Below are 20,295 nucleotides of genomic sequence, written 5' to 3' on the forward strand. Positions count from 1 at the left end.
TGGACCCGCCAAACGAAGCGATAGTTTCGCCCCGGCCATCGGGCCAGAACGGCTCAAGCCCGGCGCGACGGCATCAGCCGATGCAACAGCGGCCGGCCGGCCAGATGCAGGAACACCGGCGCACCGGCGATGAGATAGAAGTAATAGGTCACGAAGCGCCAGATCAGAATCGCAGCCGCAGTAGTCGACTTGCCTACCATCGGCGTCAGCAATGCCGCCGACGCCAACTCGGCACTACCCGCCCCTCCCGGCAGCAAACTGAGCTGGCCGGCAGTCAATGCCAGCAGTTGCACAAGGAACGTCCAGGCCCAGGCCAGCTCGCTGCCTAGTCCCTGCAGCGTCAGATAGAGCACGCTGAAGCGCAGCAGCCAATGCAGCGTGGTCAGTCCGAACACGGCGAGCAAGATACGCCGAGGCAAGCGAAAGCAGTCGATCAGCGCATTGCGAAAACTCAGTACTTTGCGCGCCCAGCGCCGCTTGCGCGCCTGCTTCATACCCAAACGGGTCACCAACCAGCCGTTGAGCAGGAACACTTGCCGGTGAAAGCGTCCGAGTAACGCCAGCAGCACCATTACGCCGATCAGCAGCGCCACGCTGAAGCCTAGAAGATTGGCGATGTGCGCGTTGAGCGCATGGGTCAGCGCGTAAAACAGTACGCCGACGAGCGCACAGGCGAAGAACAGCAGGTCGGTCAACTGCTCGACGGCATAGGTTGCAGTGCCCTTCTCTGGCGCGACGCCCTGGCGCATCAGCAGAGCCATCAGCGTCAAAGGACCGCCGGCGCCCCCTGGCGTTGCGCAGATTGCGAATTCGGTTGCCACCACGATGCCGAAGGCGCGGCGCTGGCCGAGTTGACGTCGCCCCAGCAGCAGGCGTAATCGCAACGCATTGAGGTTCCAGCCCAGGATCACCATGCCCAGCATGACCGCCAGCAGGCTGCCTGGAAAGCTGCGCAGACGCTCGAACAGCCCCGTCCCACCGAGCAACAGCGGCACCATTGCCGCGCAGAGCAAAGCACCAGCCAATATCCACCAGCGCCGATTCATGCCGCTGCGCTCGATAACCGGTACTGCCGCAGCCAGTCGATCTTGGTCAGCGGCCGCCTGCCGTCCTGCAGCAGACGCTCAAGCACCTCGAGCCAATAGCGCCGGGAGAACTCATGGCGCATATCCACCGGATGCAGCCCCAGGCGCAGCAGTGGCGCTTGCCGGCTCTGACGTAGCTGCCGTTCGCTGACCAACCAGGACACACCGCGGCGCCAGGCGCTGCGGGAACTCCAGACCAGGCCCGGGGCGACGATTGGCGAAAAGTCGGGCAGCAGGTAGAGACGACCGGGATCGCTGGTATAGCTCAGCCCGCTGCCAGCCAAAACGCGCCGGGTGCCCTCGCTCATCAACCAGGCCGGTGCGACGAAGCCGTGTAACGGCCAGTGCTGACGACTGAACAGGTCCAGGCCACGCGCCAGCCGTTCACCCGCCGCCTGCTCGTCGAGGCCATAGAACTCGCCTTCATGGGTGTACACCCGGCGCATGAACCAGTCCTTCGGCGTTTTCGGCGCAGGCTCGAGGTCGGCGTGGTAGCAGCCGTGCAGCACCAGTTCGTCACCGCGCAGCACTCGCTCGTCCAGTAACCGGCGGAAATCTGGTTGCTGGTCCAGCGGGTTGCGCCGATGAAAGTCCGGAACCACCAGCCAGGTGATCGGTACGCCGCCAATGGCATCGACGGCCTCGATGAAGGGTCGGTAGTCGGGCCAGGTTTCCGCGGCGACGTCGTGCAGCACCAGCGTCAGCGCGGTGTCAGCCATGTACGGCGACCGGCAGGTCCGCGGTGCCGAGCACCGCGTGGTAATGGGCGAGCAACCCGGCCACGACGGCATCCCAGGCGTGGTGCGCCTCGACATGCTGACGAGCCTGCTGGCCGAGAAGTCGCGGATCGTCCTCGAACAACTCGCGCACGGTATAGGCCATGGCCTTGGCATCCAGCGGCCGGCACAGGCGGCCGCTATAGAACGGCACCAGTTCCGGCAATGCACCGGCACGCGCCGCCACTACCGGGATCCCGCAGGCCATGGCTTCGAGCGCAACCAAGCCGAACGTCTCCTGATTACCGGCGTGCAGCAGTACATCGCTGCTGGCGACGAAACGCGCGACCTCGACAGCCGGGCAAAAGCGGTCGATCACCGTGACGTTGTCAGGCACCCGCTGCGGCATGCTCGAACCCACCAGCAGCAGGTGGTAGGGCTTGCCGAGCTGACGCGCAGTCTCCAACAGGATGTGCAGGTTCTTCTCCCGCGAACCACGCCCGGCGAAGATCATCAGCCGCGTGTCATCCGCCAGCCCCAGCTCGCGGCGCAGATTCGGGTCGCGGCGCTGTGGGCAGAACGTGTCCAGATCGACGCCCAGCGGCTGCACGAAGACATTCTTCACACCGAGGTGAATCAGCTTGTCGGCCATCACCTCGCTCGGTGCCAGCACACGGTCGAAGCTGCCGTACAGGCGCGATACGTAGCCGTTCAGATTGGTGCCCAGCCAGCTGCCAATACGGTTGCTGACCAGCAGCGGAAGATCGGAATGATAGAAGCCGATGACCGGCACGTTCAGCCGGCGACCCGCATCCAGTGCCGCCCAGGCCGTCATGTAGGGATCGCCGACCTCAATGAGATCAGGACGCAACGAACGCAACAGATTGCGCCAGGGCGCGCGGCGAATCGGAAAACGATAGCCCTTGCCGAACGGCAGGATCGGCGCCGGCACCTCGTAGAGGCCATCGTTGTGGCTGTAGTCACCGCCCGGCACCAGGATGCTGTGCCGCACTCCGGAATACAGCTGTAGCCTGCGGTGCTTGGCCTCGAGATAAGTGCGCACGCCTCCACTGGCGGGCGCGTAGAACATGGTCATATCCGCGATATGCAAGGTACTTCTCCGTTCGGTCCCGTTGCAGAACCCGGCGTCGCCGGACAGGCCGATGGTTAAACGACCTGCTCCGCATCCCTGCGGAATAATTCTGTAATGAAATAGATGACCGTTACGTAGAAGGGGCGTTCGCTGCAGGCCGCCGGACGGCGCCTCAGGCGTCCGGCACTTTTTCACCGGGGTCCTTGCCCTCCACCGAAGCGTGTTCGATCACAGCGTTGAGTTCAGCACCGAACAGCAGCACCGCGGCGGATATGTACAGATACAGCAGCAACACGATGATTGCGCCGATGCTGCCGTAGGTCGCGTTGTAATCGGCAAAGTTCTGCACGTAGATGCCGAAGGCCATCGAGGCGAGAATCCAGACGAGCACGGCCATCACCGAACCCGGTGTGATGAAACGGAAGTCCTGCTCCACATCGGGCGTCACGTAATACAGCAGCGCCACCACCAGCATCAGCATCAGCACAATCACCGGCCAGCGCAGCCAGGTCCAAAGCACGACGACCATCTCTCGCAAGCCCACCTGCCCCGCCAGCCATTCCATGGCCTGCGGCCCGATGATCATCAGTCCGGCCGTGAACAGCAGCAGCACAGCGATGCCGACGGTATAGGCCAGCGATAGCAAGATCAGTTTCCAGCCGGGGCGCCCTTCCTCCACGTCGTAGGCCTTGTTCATGGCGATCATCAACGAGCGGAAACCGATGGACGCAGTTCCCAGCGCCACAAGAATACCGAACGACAACAATCCAGCCTGCTGCTCCTGCAGTTGCTCGATGACCGGGTTGATCTGCTCCATCGCTATCGGCGGCAGCGCCAGCTCCGCCTGCATGCGCAGCCAGTCGAAGAAGTTCTGCAGGTCGAGGAAGCCGAGCAACGCGATAAGGAACAAAAGAAACGGAAACATCGCGAACAGGCCGCGATAAGCCAGTGCTGCAGCGTAGGTCGACATGTCGTCGTCACCGAACTCTTTGAGCGTGCGCTTGAGCAAGGTGAAGGCGCCGATGCCGCGGGTGTCCAGCATGGCCATTGGTGTTCCCCCAATCAGTGAAATGTGCGGTCTAGAAAATGGGACGACCGCTCTGCTGGAGAGTTCGCTGCTAGTCGCTCGCGAGCGGCTCTACCCGGATCGAACCTTCGTGCAGCACCGCCCGCCATCCCCTCCCGGCGGGATCGCGCAGCAGGGCTTCCGCCAACGCTGGCTCGAGGCGCGTGCGCACCCTCCGACTGAGGTCGCGCGCACCGAAACGCGAGTCGTGCGCGCGCCAGATGGCGCGTTTTACGGCGTCATCGACTTGCAGCTGTACGCCCTGTCGGGCCAGGCGCTGTGCCAGCTTGCCCAGCTCGACATCGAGCACCGCCAGCAACCGGTCGCCCCGGATGCTCTCGAACTGCAGCGTGCGGTCGAGGCGATTGAGGAACTCCGGATCGAAATGCCGATGCAGCGCCTGGCCGAAGCTGCGGCTTCGCAACGCGGCACGGCCCATGTGCGGTATCGGCCAGCGCTCCCACCGGGCAGCCTGCAGTGCACCGATATTGCTGGTCATGAACACCAACGCGTTGCGGAAATCCAGGGTTCGGCTGCCGGCAGCGAGCGTCAGTCTTCCACTATCCAGCACGTTTAGCAGGCTGCGTACGACTTCCCGGCTGGCCTTCTCCAGTTCGTCGAACAGCACGATACCGGGCCGACTGAAACTACCGGCAATGGCCTCGGCATCGAACAACGTCGTGCCTTCCTTGCTGCCTACGTAACCGGGGGGAGCCCCTGTGAGCGCGGCGGCGTAGTGCTCCTGGGCCAGGGTATTCATGTCGATGCGACAGAAGGCGTCCGGCTTGCCGTGGATGGCTTGGGCTAGCAAGCGGACGAGCTCCGTCTTGCCGACCCCGGTCGGGCCGAGGAAGAGATTGACGGTCAGCGGTCGTTCGGGATCGCCGATCCCCGCCTTGACCACGCGAAGCATGGCCTCGATCTCGCCCAGTACCGCATCCTGGCCAACGATACGACTGCGCAGCAGCGCCATGACGGTCTCGACGTCGAACAGGAAGCGCGACGCCGGCATCGGCCCGTGGCCTGCCCGAGCACTGGCTTGCACGATCTGGCTACGGTTGTCATCGATCAGTTCATTCACGAATGGCATGAGCGCCCCGGTGCAGAGAATTGAACGTACGTCCTCTCAACCCTGGGAGAGAGGCTGCGTGAATGGGGACTAACGCTGCGCCTCCGCCGCTACCTGCTCTCGGAAAGGCAAAGCCTAGATCGCAACGAGGCGGGTAATCGCCCAAAGTCGACACAGGCCTGCCACCCTCACCTCACCTCTCCAAGGAGAGGTGAGGGCGAAGGACGCATGGCCCCGATGGCAAGCACCGCCCTGGAGCACTTGCCCCAAGGCGGGGGCAACCCTTCAACCCAGCGTTCGCTCTCGCCCCGCGTGCGGCAGTTCGTACACCGGGCAGTCGGCGACGCCGATAGTGGCGCGGGTCATGGCCTCGACATTTCCCTGCGCCTTCTGCGCATCCAGCACCCAGGTGCGGTAGAACTCGAACGGACAGTCGGCCACGCCCTTGTCGCCGTCACCGGAGTTGTAGACGCCGGTGTAGCCGCGGTGCAGTAGCTTGAACAGGTGGTTCTGCGACTGGTCGTTGGCCCGGGCGTCGCGGATCTGCGAGATGGACAGCTGGGCGTACTGGATTCCCATTTCCTCCTCACCACACTCGCCCAGGGTGCGCCCGTCGAAGCCGATGATCGCGGAATGGCCGAAGTAGCTGTAGACGCCGTCGAAACCTGCGGCATTGGCCACCGCCACGTAGCAGTTGTTGGCCCAAGCCATGGTCTTGGACATCAGCACCTGCTGCTCCTTGGCCGGGTACATGTAGCCCTGGCAGCGCACGATCAGTTCGGCGCCCTTCATCGCACAGTCGCGCCAGATCTCGGGATAGTTGCCGTCGTCGCAGATGATCAGGCTGATCTTCATGCCCTTGGGACCATCGCTGACGTAGGTGCGGTCACCCGGATACCAGCCCTCGATCGGGCACCAGGGGATGCACTTGCGGTACTTCTGGACGATCTCGCCTTGATCGTCGATCAGCACCAGGGTGTTGTAAGGCGCCTTGCCCGGGTCTTCGTTGCGCTCGCCAGTGAGCGAGAAGATGCCCCAGGTCCGTGCCTCGCGACAGGCAGCCGAGAAGATCGCGGTTTCCTCGCCGGGAATGGTGGTGGCGGTGTCCATCATCTCGCCGGGGTCGTACATGATCCCCATGGTGCTGTACTCGGGGAACACCACCAGGTCCATGCCCGGCAGGCCGAGCTTCATACCCTTGATCATCTCGGCGATCTTGCGCGCGTTGTCGAGCACCTCCGCCCGGGTGTGCAGGCGCGGCATCTTGTAGTTCACGACGGCAACGCCGACGGTATCGGGACTGCTAGAAATATCACCGTGACGCATGGGTGCCTCCCCTTTCTTTGGAGTCAGAGCGATCGTGGGAGTGGCGTCTGCCGCATTGCTCAGGCGCTGCAGGCAAGGCCCTCCACGGGGTTAAGTGACGCCTCAGTGACTGATCATCCACGGGCGATTCGATGGGCTGGCCTTGAGCGCATGCGGATTGTCCTTGGTTGGCACTACCGTCTTGCTGGGGCCGCAGCAGCTGCAGCCGGCCGGGTGACGCTTGCTGGCGGCGTACTCGGCGACTGTCTTGGGCGCATGGCTGGCTCGCTCATTGGTCTCGTGCGCCGCGCGGGTGCTGCCAGCCATGGCTGCCAAGCCGGGGGCGGTGCGAATCACTCGAGGGCTGGGTGTACCGCAAGCCGGGCAATCACAGGGTTCGCTACGCACACTCATCGGACGCAGCGCAGTGAAATCACCGCAGGCGTCGCAGTCGAATTCATAGATCGGCATCGCGTCATCCTCCGTGTCCCTCCATCCGGGCGGGCCAGGCCGCCGTCCAGAGCACCTGCCCCGCCCGGATGAACGAACTCATTTGTCGTAGGCGATCGGCAGGTCGATGCTGCCGTCGAGGAACCGGGTCGGCCCGGACGCGTTCGGGTGAATGTCGAACTCGAATATCTCGGTCGGCAGCCAGAGCGTGGCGCAGGCGTTGGGTATGTCCACCACGCCGCTGATATGTCCCTGCACCGGCGCCGAACCTAGCAGCGAGTATCCCTGCGCAGGCGAGTAGCCGAATTTGGTCAGGTAGTTGATGGCGTTCAGACAGGCCTGCTTGTAGGCGATGTTGACGTCCAGGTAGTGCTGCTTGCCGCTCTCGTCCACCGAGATGCCTTCGAAGATCAGGTAGTCCTTGTAGGCCGGCACGATGGGGCTGGGCTTGAAGATCGGGTTCTTGATGCCGTACTTGGCCATGCCGCCTTTGATCAGCTCGACCTTCATGTGCACCCAGCCGGCCATCTCGATGGCGCCGCAGAAGGTGATCTCGCCATCACCCTGGCTGAAGTGCAGGTCGCCGACCGAGAGCCCGGCGCCGTCGACATAGACTGGGAAGAATATCTTCGAGCCGCGCGAAAGGTCCTTGATGTCGCAGTTGCCGCCATGCTCGCGAGGCGGCACGGTACGCGCGCCCTGGGCCGCGGCCTTGTTACGCGCCTCTCCGGTGAGCTTGCCCATGTGCGCGGTGGCGGCGAACGTCGGATTGGCCAGCGGCGGGACGCGGTTAGGATTGGTGTCGATCAGGCCCTGCTCGCGCTCATTCCAGGTGGCGAGCATCTTGTGATCTGGCAGGCAGCCGATCAGCCCCGGGTGGATCAGCCCGGCAAAACGCACGCCCGGAATGTGCCGCGAACTGGTGAACATGCCCTGGAAATCCCAGATGGATTTCTGGGCATGGGGGAAGTGGTCGGTCAGGAAGCCGCCGCCGTTCTGCTGCGAGAAGAAGCCATTGAAGCCCCACAGCGACTCCTGCTTGGCGCCGATATCGAGCAGGTCCACCACCAGCAGGTCGCCCGGCTCAGCGCCCTCGACCCCGACCGGGCCGGACAGATAGTGCACGGTGGTCAGGTCGACGTCGCGCACGTCGGATGCATCGTCGTCGTTCTTGATCGCGCCAGCGGTCCAGTCGTAGGTCTCGAGAATGAAGTCGTCGCCCGGCTTGACCCAGCAGGCCATCGGAATGTCCGGATGCCAGCGGTTGTGGATCTGCTCGTTCTCGGTGGCAGGCTGATTCAAGTCGACCTTGATCAGGGTATCGGTCATGACGAAACTCCTTTGCGTTGGAAGGACATCAGCGTTGCGCTGAACACGGAGCTAGTCTTTTCCGTCGCCGGCTTTTCCGAAATACGTTGGATGACGTATGCCCGGAGCCAGCAAATGCGCGGCTTGCAGCGCTGCTGGGCAGGCAGGAGAAGGCCGGCGTGCAGGGAGATGCACACCGGCCTGACGATCAGGAAAAGGTGAAGGGTGACGCTGCTGCATCGCTCCGTGAAAGGGCCTACGCCGCGAACCAGTCTGCGTGGTTCGCGACCAAGGGCGCTGCCACGGAACAGCACGCTACACCGACAGGTAACGGCTGATGGTCGCCTCGTTGGCATTGGCCGCGCTTTCCTCCAGCACGAAGCGGCCCTTCTCGATGACCAGGAAGCGGTCGGCGATTTCCATGGTGAACGACAGCACCTGCTCGGAAACCACGATGGTGAGATCGCGAAGCGAGCGGATCTCCTTCAGCGTGCGCGCGATGTCCTTGATGATCGACGGCTGGATGCCCTCGGTCGGCTCGTCCAGCAGCAGCACCTTGGGATTGGTCGCCAGTGCCCGGGCGATGGCCAGCTGCTGTTGCTGGCCGCCGGACAGGTTGCCACCCTTGCGTTTGCGCATGTCGTGCAGCACCGGGAACAGCGCGTAGAGATCATCCGGCACCTTGCCGCCAGCGGCTGCAGGCAGACCGGTCTGGATGTTCTCCAGCACCGTCATGCTGGGGAAGATCATCCGCCCCTGGGGCACGTAGGCCACACCGCTGGCGACCCGCTGATGGGTCTCCAGCCCGGCGACTTCCTGCCCGTCCACCTGCACGCTGCCTGCGGTCTGCGGGACGATGCCCATCAGCGTCTTGAACAGTGTGGTCTTGCCCATGCCGTTGCGGCCCATGACCGCGACGATTTCCTGTTTTTCGACCTTGAGATTGAGGTCGTGAAGGATCTGACTCTGGCCGTAGCCCGAGGCGAGGCTGCTGATCTGGAACATGCTGAACTCCTTTGTGTACCTGTTGGGTGCGACACGCGTGGACATGCCTGCGGCGATGTCCACCCTACGGTGCGCGGACCAGCCGTCGGCTTAGGGTGGATAACCGCGAAGCGTTATCCACGCGTGCCAGGGCCCGCACCGCCTCAATGCCCCAGATAAACCTCGATGACCTTGGGATTGCTCTGCACCGCTTCCATGCTGCCCTCGGCCAGCACCTTGCCCTGATGCAGTACGGTGACCTTGTGGGCGATGCTCTTGACGAACTCCATGTCGTGCTCGATCACCAGCACCGAGCGGCCCTGGCTGATGCGCTTGAGCAGCTCGGCGGTCTGTGCCCGCTCGCTGACGCTCATGCCGGCCACCGGCTCGTCGAGCATCAGCAACTCCGGGTCTTGCATCAGCAGCATGCCGATCTCCAGCCATTGTTTCTGGCCGTGGGAGAGCAGTCCTGCCTCGCTGTACAGCTGCCCGGTGAGGCCGATTTCCGCCGCGATTTCCTCCACCCGGGCGACGACCTCGGCGCTGCGCTTGAAGAACAGCGCGCCGAACACCTTGCGCCCGGCCGGATAGGACATTTCCAGGTTCTCGAACACGCTGAGGTTTTCGTAGATCGACGGGTTCTGGAACTTGCGCCCTACCCCGGCGCGAACGATGTCGAACTCCTTCATCTTCGTCAGCTCGCGCCCGTCGAACTGGATCGAGCCGCCGGTGGCGCGGGTCTTCCCGCAGATCAGATCGAGCACCGTGGTCTTGCCGGCGCCGTTGGGGCCGATCACTACGCGTACCTCGTTGCGGTCCAGATAGAGGTTCAGGTCATCGACAGCCTTGAAACCATCGAAGGAAACGGTCAGGCCCTCGATGGCCAGCACCGGTTTGGGCATCTGAAATCCACTCATGGCGTGCTCTCCAGTTCTTTGGCGGGAACCGCATCGATCGTCGTACCGCCCACCCCCGGCTGCTCCGCCGACGGCTTGGACTTCATCGATGGCTGGCGCCGATCCGGCAGCCGCACACGCGCCAACCAGGGGCGGGCATGGCTCTGCCAGAGGCCTGCCAGACCGTTGGGGAAATACATGACCACCGCGATGAACAGGCCACCCATGAAATACAGCCAGAGCTCCGGGAAGCTCTCGGAGAACACCGTCTTGCCGTAGTTGACCAGCAGCGCGCCGTACACCGCGCCGAGCAGCGACATGCGCCCACCCACGGCGGCGAAGATGACCATCTCGATCGACGGCACGATGCCAACGAAGCTCGGCGACATGAAGCCCACCTGCAGGGTAAACATCGCGCCGCCGATGGCCGAGAAGCTCGCCGCCACGCAGAACACGAAGATCTTGAAGCTGGCCACGTCGTAACCGGAGAAGCGCACCCGCTCTTCCTTGTCACGCATGGCCATCAGCAGGCGCCCGAGCTTCGAGGCGAGAATGAAGCGACCGATCAGGATGCAGCCGATCAGCAGCGCCGCGTTGACGAAGTAGAGAATGGTCTTCGCCTCGTCAGTGCGAATGTCCCAGCCGAGCAGCGTCTTCAGGTCGGTGATGCCGTTCACCCCGCCGGTCAGGCCCTGCTGGCCGATGATCAGGATGGTTAGGATCGCCGCGATGGCCTGGGTGACGATGGAGAAGTACACGTCGCCCACCCGGCGCTTGAACATCGCCACACCGATGATCAGCGCGAGGATCGCCGGCACCGCGACCACGGCAAGCAGGGTGAAGCCGAAGCTCTGGAAGGGTTGCCAGAACAACGGCAGCTCGGTGATCTGGTTCCAGTCCATGAAGTCCGGAATGCCGGGCGTGGACTGGATCCTGGTGCTTTCCGGGTCAGAGGCCTCTAGCTTGAGAAACATCGCCATGCAGTAGCCGCCGAGGCCGAAGAAGATCCCCTGCCCCAGGCTGAGAATGCCGCCGTAGCCCCAGCAAAGCACCAGCCCCACGGCGACGAACGCGTAAGTCAGGTACTTGCCCACCATGTTCAGGCGGAAGCTGTCGAGCAGCAGCGGAAATGCCAGCAGGAGCAGCGCCGCGAGGATCAGCAGACCGATGCCGCCCTGCTTTCCGCCGAAGAATGTATCGAGTGTCTTATTCATCGTTCGCCCCACCTGAAAAAGCTGCTTCGAACCGTAGCGGGCAACCCCGGCTGCAAGTCGTCCGAAGCGCAATGAGCAACCCGGTACGCTTGGGAAATGAGCACAGCGCGACCCAGGCGGCGCGCGCAGCAGGTGCAAATGGTCTTTTTCATTTGCGCACCTTGGCCGTGAACAGCCCCTGCGGACGCAGCATGAGGATCAGGATTACCGCCGAAAGGGTCAGCACCTTGGCCATCGAGCCACTGATGAAGAACTCGGCGATCGACTGCGTCTGGGCGATGGAGAACGCCGAGGCGATGGTGCCGAACAGGCTGGCCGCGCCGCCGAAGACCACCACCAGAAAGGTGTCGACGATGTACAGCGAACCGGAGGTCGGGCCCGTCGAACCGATGGTGGTGAACGCCGCGCCGGCGACCCCAGCCACGCCGCAGCCCAGGGCGAAGGTCATGCGGTCGACCTTCTTGGTGTTGATCCCCACCGAACGCGCCATCACCCGGTTCTGCACCGTGGCGCGCACCTGCAGGCCCCAGCGCGAGCGGTACATGAGGACGAAGATCGCCGTGGTGAGCAGCAGTGTCAGCGCCATCACGAACAGCCCGTTGAGCGGAATGTCGATGGTGTCAGTGGGCATCCAGGAACCCATCAGCCAGTCCGGCAGCGTGGCGCTGACCTCGCGCGCACCGAAGATCGAACGAAACGCCTGCTGCATCACCAGTGACAGGCCCCAGGTCGCCAGCAACGTGTCCAGCGGGCGGTGATAGAGCTTGCTGATCAGCGCCCATTCGGCCAGCCAGCCAAGCGCACCGGCGATCACGAATGACAGCGCGATGGCGACGAAGAAATAGTAGGGCTGCAGCTCAGGCACATACTTGAGCGTCAGCACCGAGACCAGATAGGTGGTGTACGCACCCACGGTGAGGAACTCGCCATGGGCCATGTTGATCACGCCCATCTGACCAAAGATGATCGCCAGACCCAGAGCCATCAGCAGCAGCACGCAGAACACCGACAAGCCGTTGAAACCCTGCATGGCCGCGATGGCACCAAACTCCGATAGCCATTCCATGATGATGTCTCCTGATGGCAAAAGAGAGCGCCGCGGGCCTGCCGGCACGCGGCGCAGAGAGGGTTACTGGTAGCCTTTCGGGAAGGGATTCGGCTCGATCAGGTCGGACTCGAAGACCACCTGGAACTGCCCGTCGGCCTGCACCTGGCCGATGCGCGTCTTGCTCCACAGATGCTGGTTCTCGTGGACCTTCACGTAGCCTTCCGGCGCGGTGTTCAGCTCCAGCCCGGCTGAGGCGGCGACCACCTTGTCGACGTCGAAGCTGCCAGCCTTCTCGACCGCGGCCTTCCACAGCCATGGGCCGAGATAGGCGGCCTGGGTGACGTCACCGATCACCGCGTCGCTGCCGTACTTGGCCTTGAACGCCTTGACGAATTCGGCGTTGTTCGGGTTGTCCAGGCTCTGGAAGTACTTCATCGAGGCGTAGAAGCCGGCCATGTTCTCGCCGCCGATGCCGAGCAGTTCGTCCTCGGTGACCGAGAGGGTCAGCAGGGTCTGCTTGTCCGCGGTGATGCCGGCGGCCTTGAGCTGCTTGTAGAAGGCGACGTTGGAACCGCCGACCACGGCAGCGAAGATCACGTCGGGCTTCTTCAGCTTGATCTTGTTGGTCAGCGAGCCGAACTGGGTGTTGCCCAGCGGGTAGTACTCCTCGCCCACCACCTTGCCGCCGAGCACGTTCTCGATGTGCTTGCGGGCGATCTTCATCGAGGTGCGCGGCCAGATGTAGTCCGAGCCGAGCAGGTAGAAGGTCTTGGCGCCCTTCTCCTTGGCGACCCAGTCGAGGCCGGCGAGGATCTGCTGGGTGGCCTCCTGGCCGGTGTAGACGACGTTCTTCGACTGCTCCAGCCCTTCATAGAAAGTCGGGTAGTAAAGCAGTCCGTTTTCCCGCTCGAAGATAGGCAGCACCGCCTTGCGCGAGGCCGAGGTCCAGCAGCCGAACACCGCCGCGACCTTGTCGCGCTCCAGCAGCTTCTTGGCCTTTTCGGCGAAGGTCGGCCAGTCGGAGGCGCCGTCTTCCTGCACCACCTTGATCTGCCGGCCAAGGATGCCGCCTGCCGCGTTGATCTGCTCAATGGCCAGTCGCTCGGCCTGGATCGAGCCGGTCTCGGAGATGGCCATGGTGCCCGTTGCCGAATGCAGCTGCCCGACCACCACTTCCGTATCGGTGACCGCCAAGCCGGTGGTGTTGACCTCGGCGCTGGCGCTCGAGGCGAAGATGCTCATTGCCAGCATCGAGAGTGCCGCAGCCCCCTGCGCAAGCCGGCGGGGAAGGCGGCGTGACGAACCCGTCAGTTTTGGATCCATGATGATTGCTCCTGTCTCGGTGGGCCGTGCTTGGCTTGCCGCAACATTGCTGCTGCGGGCCGGCATCGGGTCGGGAGCAAGAATGGGCTCGGCTGTCTGGCCGGGGTATACGCAGGATGACGTAAGCGGGTACGTCATCTGACGTATCCGTTGCAGGCGCACTGCTGGTGCATCCTTGCGCCGGTATGGAGCACGCCGGCAGCCGGCAACCCTCGTCCCTGCCGATCACGGCAGCGCTGCGCCGGCATGCGTTCCGGTGCTTCGCCGCAGGCCATCAGCAGTACCGAACGGGGGCACGGAAGTTGCTCAAACCAGGGAAACGACAACCAGCCGGGGCCGCCAGCGTGCAGATCACAGGCACACAGCGCATCGTCAAAATTCGCCGCGACTACAACAGCTGGGTCGCCGACGAGACGCTGGAAGACTACGCCCTGCGTTTCACCCCCAAGTCGTTTCGCAAGTGGTCGGAATTCCGTATCGCCAACACCGCGCTCGGTGCGGTGTCGTTCCTGGCCCTGGAAGCCATCGGCGGCACGCTGGCCCTATCCTACGGTTTCACCAATACGCTCTGGACGATCCTCGCGGTGGCGCTGGTGATCTTCCTCACCGGGTTGCCGATCAGTTACTACGCGGCGCGCTACGGCGTGGACATGGACCTGCTGACCCGCGGCGCCGGCTTCGGCTACATCGGCTCGACCATCACCTCGCTGATCTATGCCAGCTTCACCTTCCTGTTCTTCGCCCTCGAAGCGGCGATCATGGCGCTGGCGCTGGAGCTGTACTTCGGCATCCCGCTGGCGCTGGCCTATGTGATCTGCTCGATCATCATCGTGCCGCTGGTGACCTACGGCATCACCCTGATCAACCGCCTGCAGCTCTGGACGCAACCGGTCTGGCTGATCCTTCTGTTGCTGCCCTACATCTTCGTCATCGCCAAGAACCCAGAGGCGCTGAGCGATCTGACCAGTTTTGCCGGCCGCGAAGGCGACGGCGGCTCATTCAACCTACTGTCCTTCGGCGCCGCCTGCACCGTGGCGCTGGCACTGATCACGCAGATCGGCGAGCAGGTCGACTACCTGCGCTTCCTGCCCGAGAAGACGCGACAGAACCGCGTCCGCTGGTGGCTGGCGATGCTCGCCGCCGGCCCCGGTTGGATCATCCCCGGCGCGCTGAAGATGCTCGCCGGCGCCTTTCTTGCCTTTCTCGCGCTGCAGCACGAAATCCCGGTGGACAAGGCGGCCGAACCGACGCAGATGTACCTGGTGGCCTTCAGCTACGTGTTCGCCTCGCCGGAATGGGCGCTGGGCGCCATGGTGCTGTTCGTCATCGTCTCGCAGGTGAAGATCAACGTGACCAACGCCTATGCCGGCTCCCTGGCCTGGTCGAACTTCTTCGCGCGCGTCACCCACAGCCATCCGGGGCGGGTGGTCTGGCTGGTATTCAACGTCTCGATCGCGCTGATGCTAATGGAGCTGGGCGTGTTCGAGGCCATCGAGCAGGTGCTCGGGCTGTACGCCAACGTCGCAATCGCCTGGATCGGCGCGCTGGTCGCGGACCTAGTGATCAACAAGCCGCTGGGCCTGTCGCCGCGGCAGATCGAATTCAAGCGCGCACACCTCTACGACATCAACCCTGTGGGCGTCGGCGCCATGCTGATCGCCTCGCTTCTGGCGATCCTCGCCCACAGCGGCGCGCTCGGTGCGCTGGTCCAGGCAGCCTCACCGATGATCGCGCTGGGCACTGCACTGGTCTGCGCACCGCTGATCGCCTGGCTCACCGGCGGGCGCTTCTATATCGCCCGTAAACGCCAGCCAGAGCTGCTCTACCCCTATACCGAACGCGGCAAGATCGCCTGCGTGCTGTGCAGCAATGCCTTCGAGGAGCCGGACACCGCCTTCTGCCCCGCCTACGGTGCGCCGATCTGCTCGCTGTGCTGCTCGCTAGATGCCCGCTGCGGCGACCTCTGCAAACCGCACGCGCGGCTCTCGGCGCAGTGGGACAACTTCGTTCGCTGGGCCTTCCCACAGGTGTCCATCCCGCGGCTGCACACCCGTCTGGCGCACTACCTCGGTGTGCTCGGCCTGATCATCGGCCTGCTTTCGCTGGCGCTCTGGCTGATTTACAGCCAGGTCTCGCCAAGTGTCGTGGCCAGCTCGCAGGAGGCGGGAGAAACCCTTTACCAGGCCTTTCTCAAGGCGTTCCTGGTGCTCTCGTTGTTCGCCGGCATTCTCGCCTGGTGGGTGGTGCTGACCCGCGAAAGCCGCCACGTCGCCCAACAGGAATCGGATCGCCAGACCCACCTGCTAATGCAGGAAATCGAAGCCCACCGCAAGACCGACGAACAGCTGCAGAAGGCCAAGGAGGCGTCCGAGGCAGCCAATGCCGCCAAGAGCCGCTATGTGACCGGCCTGTCCCATGAGCTGCGCACGCCGCTCAACAGCATCCTCGGCTACGCGCAGATCCTGTTGCGCGATGGCGAGCTGCCGACGCGACACAAGGAAGCGCTGGGCACCATCCATCGCAGCGGCGCTCACCTGCTCTCGCTGATCGACGGCCTGCTCGACGTGGCCAGGATAGAGGCCGGAAAACTCAATCTGGAGCCCTCCGAGATCGCCTTTCCCGAGTTTCTCCTGCAGGTACGCCAGATGATCGCGCCGCAGGCCGAGGAAAAGGGCCTGCGCTTCCACTTCGAAACCCAGGGCCGCATCCCGGCCGTGGTGCGTGGTGATGAGAAGCGCGTACGGCAGATTCTCATCAACCTGCTCGGCAATGCGGTGCGCTACACCGACGCCGGCAGCATCACCCTGCGCGCGAGCTACCTGCGCGAAACGGCGACCTTCGAGATCGCCGACACCGGCATCGGCATTGCCCCCGAGCAGGTGGAGCGACTGTTCCAGCCGTTCGAGCGAGGCAATCCGTTGCGCCAGGACAGCGGCCTGGGCCTCGGCCTGACCATCACCCGCATGCTCACCGCCTTGATGGGCGGCGAGCTGTCGATGAAGAGCGAGCAAGGTCGCGGCAGCGTCTTCCAGCTGCGCCTGTTCCTCTCCGAAGTGCGCGTGCCGCAGGCGGTAGTCCATGTCGAACACGACATCATCGGCTACCACGGCCCGCGCCGTCGCGTGCTGGTGGTCGACGACCACATCGAACACCGCAAGGTGCTGGCCGGCATGCTTGAGCCACTGGGCTTCGAGATACTCATGGCCAGCAATGGCCAGGAAGCGCTCAGCCTGGTCTCGCTGCACAACCCTGATCTGATCCTGATGGATCTTTCCATGCCGCAGCTCGACGGCTGGCAGACCGCCAGGCTGATTCGCCGCTCGGTGGGTTCGACGGCGCCGATCATCGTCATTTCCGCCAATGCCTTCGTCGACGGAGCGAGTGTCGCCGCCGATTGCAGTGACTACCTGCCCAAGCCGGTGCATGCACCGGTGCTGCTGGACAAGATTCGCCAGCAGCTAGCGCTGGAATGGCTCAGACGCGATGCGGACGCCTCCGCTTCGATGGCCGCCGCCCTGCCGCTCGATGCACTGCACGCGCTGCAGCAACAGACCTCGCTCGGATATGTACGCGGCGTGCTCGAACTGCTCGACCAGTTCGAACGCAACCTGCCGGCCGCCGCCGCGCAACTCCAGGAACTGCGCCAGCTGGCCAGACGTTTCCAGCTAAACGAACTGGGCCAGCGCCTGGATCAGGCCATGACCAACGAGATTCAGACGACCATGGAGAACCCCCATGCATCCAGCTGATCATCCGCAGAATCAGGGCATCGTGATGATCGTCGATGACGTGCCCGACAACCTCGCCCTGCTCTCCGGCGCATTGGATCAGGCCGGCTACATGGTGCTGGTGGCGCTGGACGGCCTCAGCGCGCTGGAGCGAATGCAGCGGCTGAAGCCGGATATCGTTCTGCTCGACGCCATGATGCCCGGGCTGGACGGTTTCGATACCTGCCGCCGGATCAAGGCGCAGACCGAGCTGGAAGACGTGCCGGTGCTGTTCATGACTGCCCTGACCGAAAGCGAGCATGTGCTTGCCGGCTTCGAGGCGGGCGGCATCGACTACGTGACCAAGCCTATCCACCCGGAACAGGTGCTGGCCCGAGTGGCTGCACACCTACGCACTGCCCGCGCCTTGCAGAACGCTCGCCTTATCTCAACTCAGACGTCTCCCGCAGATAACAGGCAGATTCAGGCCATGCTAACCCAGCGCTATCAATTAACCGGGCGAGAAGTTGAAGTTCTGCACTGGGTGTCCTGCGGCAAAACCAACCGCGATATCGGCGATATCCTCGGGCTTAGCCCGCGGACGGTGAACAAGCATCTGGAACATGTCTACGTGAAACTCGGCGTTGAGACGCGAACGGCCGCCGCCGCCATCGCAATGTCCGCGTCCGCCCGCTGAGCTTGGCATCCCCGGAGTGCGCACCAGTCGGGAACGTTTTTAATGTGCGCCATGTCACATAGGGGCAGATTGGCATCAGGCCGTTTTGGGCTGCATTACGCAACGTGATACAGCCATTACCCGCAGAGGACGACAGGATGTTTTCCAGCTATCTCTATGAAGCCGCACTTATCTATGGCCTGGTCTTCACTTCGGTGGGGTTCGTGCTGGGCATGTTCTACAACAATCGCAAGGTCTTTCAGTTGGAAGACAAGGTGCAGCGCCTCAAGCGCACCGTCAGACACTTGCAGGGCAAGGTAGACCCGTCTGGCGCGAGGCCGAAGGCTGCCCGCCGACCACGCGATACCGCAGGATTGAGCAGCGTTCGCTGAGCGTTTTTCAATCAGGCCCGAAGGCCGACTGTTGCCGGAGTAACCGCAGCAGTCGGCCTTTTTGTTTCCAATCCAAAATGCTGGGAACTTTTCCGACCGACGGAAAGTGGCCTGCAGGCCTTGTCAGCTGTGCCTTTGTTGACCTGCGACAAAAAAGCGCTCGATGGTCAAATCGCTGCCGAAACTTTTTCTTACACCTCCACGTCGGAGCAAGAAGGAGCTCAGGGAACAGTGGCCAAGCGGCCAAACCCAGAGCGAGCATCCGACTCAAGGACCGAAGATTCGCGGTTACGGCGAATGAAGATGGACCGCCAATCGCGAATGAATGCAACGGACCAGGAAAGATGATTCGCCCCGCCCGGCAGGCGGCCTGAGCAGCGTTTTCACGTACGCTTGGCAGGGAATAAGGAAGATGCTTTTCAATTCAATGGAATTCATCGCCGGGTTTCTTCCGGTGGTTTTGATCGGATTCTTCGTACTGACCGGATCGGGCCGACAACGGCTTGCGGTGATCTGGCTGACCGTCCTCTCGTTGGTGTTCTACGGCTGGTGGAACCCGGTCTACGTACCGCTGCTGGTCGGCAGCATGCTGGTCAACTATCTGCTCGGTGGCTACCTGCGCCGGCGCCCCTCACGTCTGGTGCTCGGGTTGGCGGTCGCGGCCAACGTGCTGCTGCTGGTCTACTACAAGTACACCGGGTTCCTGCTCGGCACGCTGGATACGGCGCTGGATCTCGGTTGGCGGGTGGAAGACATCATCCTGCCGTTGGCAATTTCCTTCTTTACCTTCCAGCAGATCGCTTACCTGGTCGATGCCCATGACGGCGTGGTGCAAGAGCACGACTTTGCCAACTACTGTCTGTTCATCAGCTTCTTCCCGCAGCTGATCGCCGGGCCGATTACTCATCATGGCGAGATGCTCGCGCAGTTCCGCGACCGCGCGCGCTTTCGTGTGCGCACCGATAACCTGTCCCTGGGCGCGACGGTGTTTCTGCTTGGACTGTTCAAAAAAGTGGTGATCGCCGACACCCTCGCGCTGAAAGCCACGCCGGTTTTCAGCCTGGCCGCCGACGGCGCCATCCCCGCGTTCTACGACGCCTGGACCGGCGCGCTGACCTACACGCTGCAGATCTACTTCGACTTTTCCGGCTACAGCGACATGGCCATCGGCCTGGCGCTGCTGTTCGGCATCAGCCTGCCGGCCAACTTCAACAGCCCGTTCAAGGCGCGCAATGTCATCGACTACTGGTCACGCTGGCACATGACGCTGACACGCTTTCTCACCGCCTACATCTACAACCCCATCGTGCTGCGCGTGACCCGCGCTCGCATGGCCGCCGGCAAGCCGCAGCCGCGGCGCGGCAAGATGACTGCCGGCACCTTCTTCGCCCTGGTTGCCTACCCCACGGTTTTCACCATGTTCATTTCCGGCATCTGGCACGGCGCCGGCTGGCAGTTCGTGGTGTTCGGCCTGCTGCACGGCTTCTACCTGGTGGCAGCCCATGGCTGGCGCGCCTGGAAGGCGCGCCAGGGCTGGAAACTGGACAGCGATATCTGGTGGCACAAGGCAGCGGCAGTCGCTGTGACCTTCGGCTGCGTGGTGGTGGCGATGGTTTTCTTCCGCGCCAGTGACGTACCCGCTGCCCTCGCCATTCTCACCGGCATGCTCGGCCTGAGCCCCATCAGCACTCACATGGATCGCTCCGACTTCGTCTACATCGCGGCGTTGCTGGTGTTCGTCTGGGGCATGCCGAACGTGCAGCAGTGGATGGGCCATTTCCGTACCGCACTCAATTACCAGGCGCAGCAGCACTGGACCGAACGGCTGCTACCGATCAGCACTTGGCGGCCGAGTGCGCTCCACGGCATGGCGGTCGGCGTGCTCGGCTTCTTCGCCCTGGCAATCGCCTTTTCCATGGCGCCGACCGAGTTCCTCTACTTCCAGTTCTGACCACGACAAGGA

The 20,295-nt window shown here is 63.3% G+C and carries 17 protein-coding genes; 4 read left to right on the top strand and 13 right to left on the bottom strand.

What is annotated here, in order from left to right; translation table 11 throughout:
- Positions 1 to 53: 53 nt before the first annotated feature.
- The 13 genes from SM130_RS14985 to urtA form a co-directional block, all read right to left on the bottom strand.
- The gene (locus SM130_RS14985) at positions 54 to 1,046 is read right to left on the bottom strand and encodes a lysylphosphatidylglycerol synthase transmembrane domain-containing protein (protein WP_102825244.1); all 993 of its coding nucleotides are present in this window, start codon (positions 1,044 to 1,046) and stop codon (positions 54 to 56) included.
- Positions 1,043 to 1,804 (bottom strand): DUF2334 domain-containing protein, encoded by a 762-nt coding sequence (locus SM130_RS14990; protein ID WP_102825243.1) that lies wholly within the window; start codon positions 1,802 to 1,804, stop codon positions 1,043 to 1,045. Before SM130_RS14990 ends, SM130_RS14985 begins: the two co-directional genes overlap by 4 nt.
- Positions 1,797 to 2,912 carry a glycosyltransferase family 4 protein gene (locus SM130_RS14995; RefSeq protein WP_102825242.1) on the bottom strand — a complete coding sequence of 372 codons (1,116 nt, stop codon included), beginning with the start codon at positions 2,910 to 2,912 and terminating at the stop codon, positions 1,797 to 1,799. Before SM130_RS14995 ends, SM130_RS14990 begins: the two co-directional genes overlap by 8 nt.
- A 154-nt stretch (positions 2,913 to 3,066) precedes the next feature.
- On the bottom strand, positions 3,067 to 3,942 hold the full coding sequence (locus tag SM130_RS15000) for a YihY/virulence factor BrkB family protein (RefSeq protein WP_102825241.1): 876 nt from the start codon (positions 3,940 to 3,942) through the stop codon (positions 3,067 to 3,069).
- A gap of 70 nt (positions 3,943 to 4,012) precedes the next feature.
- Entirely contained in the window at positions 4,013 to 5,050 is a 1,038-nt protein-coding gene (locus tag SM130_RS15005) for an AAA family ATPase (RefSeq protein ID WP_102825240.1), read from the bottom strand.
- A 264-nt stretch (positions 5,051 to 5,314) separates the two neighbouring features.
- On the bottom strand, positions 5,315 to 6,355 hold the full coding sequence (locus SM130_RS15010; protein WP_102825239.1) for an aliphatic amidase: 1,041 nt from the start codon (positions 6,353 to 6,355) through the stop codon (positions 5,315 to 5,317).
- Positions 6,356 to 6,457: 102 nt separating this feature from the next.
- Positions 6,458 to 6,805 carry an FmdB family zinc ribbon protein gene (locus tag SM130_RS15015; protein ID WP_102825238.1) on the bottom strand — a complete coding sequence of 116 codons (348 nt, stop codon included), beginning with the start codon at positions 6,803 to 6,805 and terminating at the stop codon, positions 6,458 to 6,460.
- Between the two features lie 78 nt (positions 6,806 to 6,883).
- The gene (gene fmdA, locus SM130_RS15020; protein WP_102825237.1) at positions 6,884 to 8,113 is read right to left on the bottom strand and encodes a formamidase; all 1,230 of its coding nucleotides are present in this window, start codon (positions 8,111 to 8,113) and stop codon (positions 6,884 to 6,886) included.
- Between the two features lie 294 nt (positions 8,114 to 8,407).
- A complete protein-coding gene (gene urtE / locus SM130_RS15025; protein ID WP_102825235.1) occupies positions 8,408 to 9,097 on the bottom strand; it encodes an urea ABC transporter ATP-binding subunit UrtE in 690 nt (229 codons plus the stop codon).
- Between the two features lie 143 nt (positions 9,098 to 9,240).
- Positions 9,241 to 9,993: an urea ABC transporter ATP-binding protein UrtD gene (urtD, locus tag SM130_RS15030; RefSeq protein ID WP_102825234.1), complete on the bottom strand. Its 753-nt coding sequence runs from the start codon at positions 9,991 to 9,993 to the stop codon at positions 9,241 to 9,243.
- Entirely contained in the window at positions 9,990 to 11,186 is a 1,197-nt protein-coding gene (urtC, locus tag SM130_RS15035) for an urea ABC transporter permease subunit UrtC (RefSeq protein ID WP_102825233.1), read from the bottom strand. The genes urtD and urtC overlap by 4 nt, the downstream gene beginning before the upstream one ends.
- Positions 11,187 to 11,334: 148 nt before the next feature.
- Positions 11,335 to 12,252, bottom strand: a complete 918-nt coding sequence (gene urtB, locus SM130_RS15040; protein ID WP_038661826.1) for an urea ABC transporter permease subunit UrtB — start codon at positions 12,250 to 12,252, stop codon at positions 11,335 to 11,337.
- Positions 12,253 to 12,315: 63 nt separating this feature from the next.
- Entirely contained in the window at positions 12,316 to 13,485 is a 1,170-nt protein-coding gene (urtA, locus tag SM130_RS15045; RefSeq protein WP_423833966.1) for an urea ABC transporter substrate-binding protein, read from the bottom strand.
- Between the two features lie 416 nt (positions 13,486 to 13,901).
- Here urtA and SM130_RS15050 point away from each other — a divergent pair, with 416 nt between their 5' ends.
- The 4 genes from SM130_RS15050 (at position 13,902) to SM130_RS15065 (ending at position 20,283) form a co-directional block, all read left to right on the top strand.
- The gene (locus SM130_RS15050; RefSeq protein ID WP_102825231.1) at positions 13,902 to 17,306 is read left to right on the top strand and encodes an ATP-binding protein; all 3,405 of its coding nucleotides are present in this window, start codon (positions 13,902 to 13,904) and stop codon (positions 17,304 to 17,306) included.
- Positions 17,293 to 17,961 carry a response regulator gene (locus SM130_RS15055; RefSeq protein ID WP_102825230.1) on the top strand — a complete coding sequence of 223 codons (669 nt, stop codon included), beginning with the start codon at positions 17,293 to 17,295 and terminating at the stop codon, positions 17,959 to 17,961. The genes SM130_RS15050 and SM130_RS15055 overlap by 14 nt, the downstream gene beginning before the upstream one ends.
- A gap of 137 nt (positions 17,962 to 18,098) precedes the next feature.
- Positions 18,099 to 18,332 (top strand): hypothetical protein, encoded by a 234-nt coding sequence (locus SM130_RS15060; protein WP_102825229.1) that lies wholly within the window; start codon positions 18,099 to 18,101, stop codon positions 18,330 to 18,332.
- Between the two features lie 412 nt (positions 18,333 to 18,744).
- On the top strand, positions 18,745 to 20,283 hold the full coding sequence (locus SM130_RS15065) for an MBOAT family O-acyltransferase (RefSeq protein WP_102825228.1): 1,539 nt from the start codon (positions 18,745 to 18,747) through the stop codon (positions 20,281 to 20,283).
- Positions 20,284 to 20,295 lie beyond the last annotated feature (12 nt).

The organism is Stutzerimonas stutzeri, assembly GCF_038561965.1.
Taxonomy (GTDB): domain Bacteria; phylum Pseudomonadota; class Gammaproteobacteria; order Pseudomonadales; family Pseudomonadaceae; genus Stutzerimonas; species Stutzerimonas stutzeri_AA.

What these genes read in the sequence shown, in the direction of transcription:
- SM130_RS15055 (WP_102825230.1), top strand. Translation starts at nt 17,293, where the DNA reads ATGCATCCAGCTGATCATCCGCAGAATCAGGGCATCGTGATGATCGTC.
- urtA (WP_423833966.1), bottom strand. Translation starts at nt 13,485, where the DNA reads ATGCTGGCAATGAGCATCTTCGCCTCGAGCGCCAGCGCCGAGGTCAAC.
- SM130_RS15015 (WP_102825238.1), bottom strand. Translation starts at nt 6,805, where the DNA reads ATGCCGATCTATGAATTCGACTGCGACGCCTGCGGTGATTTCACTGCG.
- urtE (WP_102825235.1), bottom strand. Translation starts at nt 9,097, where the DNA reads ATGTTCCAGATCAGCAGCCTCGCCTCGGGCTACGGCCAGAGTCAGATC.
- urtB (WP_038661826.1), bottom strand. Translation starts at nt 12,252, where the DNA reads ATGGAATGGCTATCGGAGTTTGGTGCCATCGCGGCCATGCAGGGTTTC.
- SM130_RS14990 (WP_102825243.1), bottom strand. Translation starts at nt 1,804, where the DNA reads ATGGCTGACACCGCGCTGACGCTGGTGCTGCACGACGTCGCCGCGGAA.
- fmdA (WP_102825237.1), bottom strand. Translation starts at nt 8,113, where the DNA reads ATGACCGATACCCTGATCAAGGTCGACTTGAATCAGCCTGCCACCGAG.
- SM130_RS15000 (WP_102825241.1), bottom strand. Translation starts at nt 3,942, where the DNA reads ATGGCCATGCTGGACACCCGCGGCATCGGCGCCTTCACCTTGCTCAAG.
- SM130_RS15005 (WP_102825240.1), bottom strand. Translation starts at nt 5,050, where the DNA reads ATGCCATTCGTGAATGAACTGATCGATGACAACCGTAGCCAGATCGTG.
- urtC (WP_102825233.1), bottom strand. Translation starts at nt 11,186, where the DNA reads ATGAATAAGACACTCGATACATTCTTCGGCGGAAAGCAGGGCGGCATC.
- SM130_RS15065 (WP_102825228.1), top strand. Translation starts at nt 18,745, where the DNA reads ATGCTTTTCAATTCAATGGAATTCATCGCCGGGTTTCTTCCGGTGGTT.
- SM130_RS15060 (WP_102825229.1), top strand. Translation starts at nt 18,099, where the DNA reads ATGTTTTCCAGCTATCTCTATGAAGCCGCACTTATCTATGGCCTGGTC.
- SM130_RS14985 (WP_102825244.1), bottom strand. Translation starts at nt 1,046, where the DNA reads ATGAATCGGCGCTGGTGGATATTGGCTGGTGCTTTGCTCTGCGCGGCA.
- urtD (WP_102825234.1), bottom strand. Translation starts at nt 9,993, where the DNA reads ATGAGTGGATTTCAGATGCCCAAACCGGTGCTGGCCATCGAGGGCCTG.
- SM130_RS15010 (WP_102825239.1), bottom strand. Translation starts at nt 6,355, where the DNA reads ATGCGTCACGGTGATATTTCTAGCAGTCCCGATACCGTCGGCGTTGCC.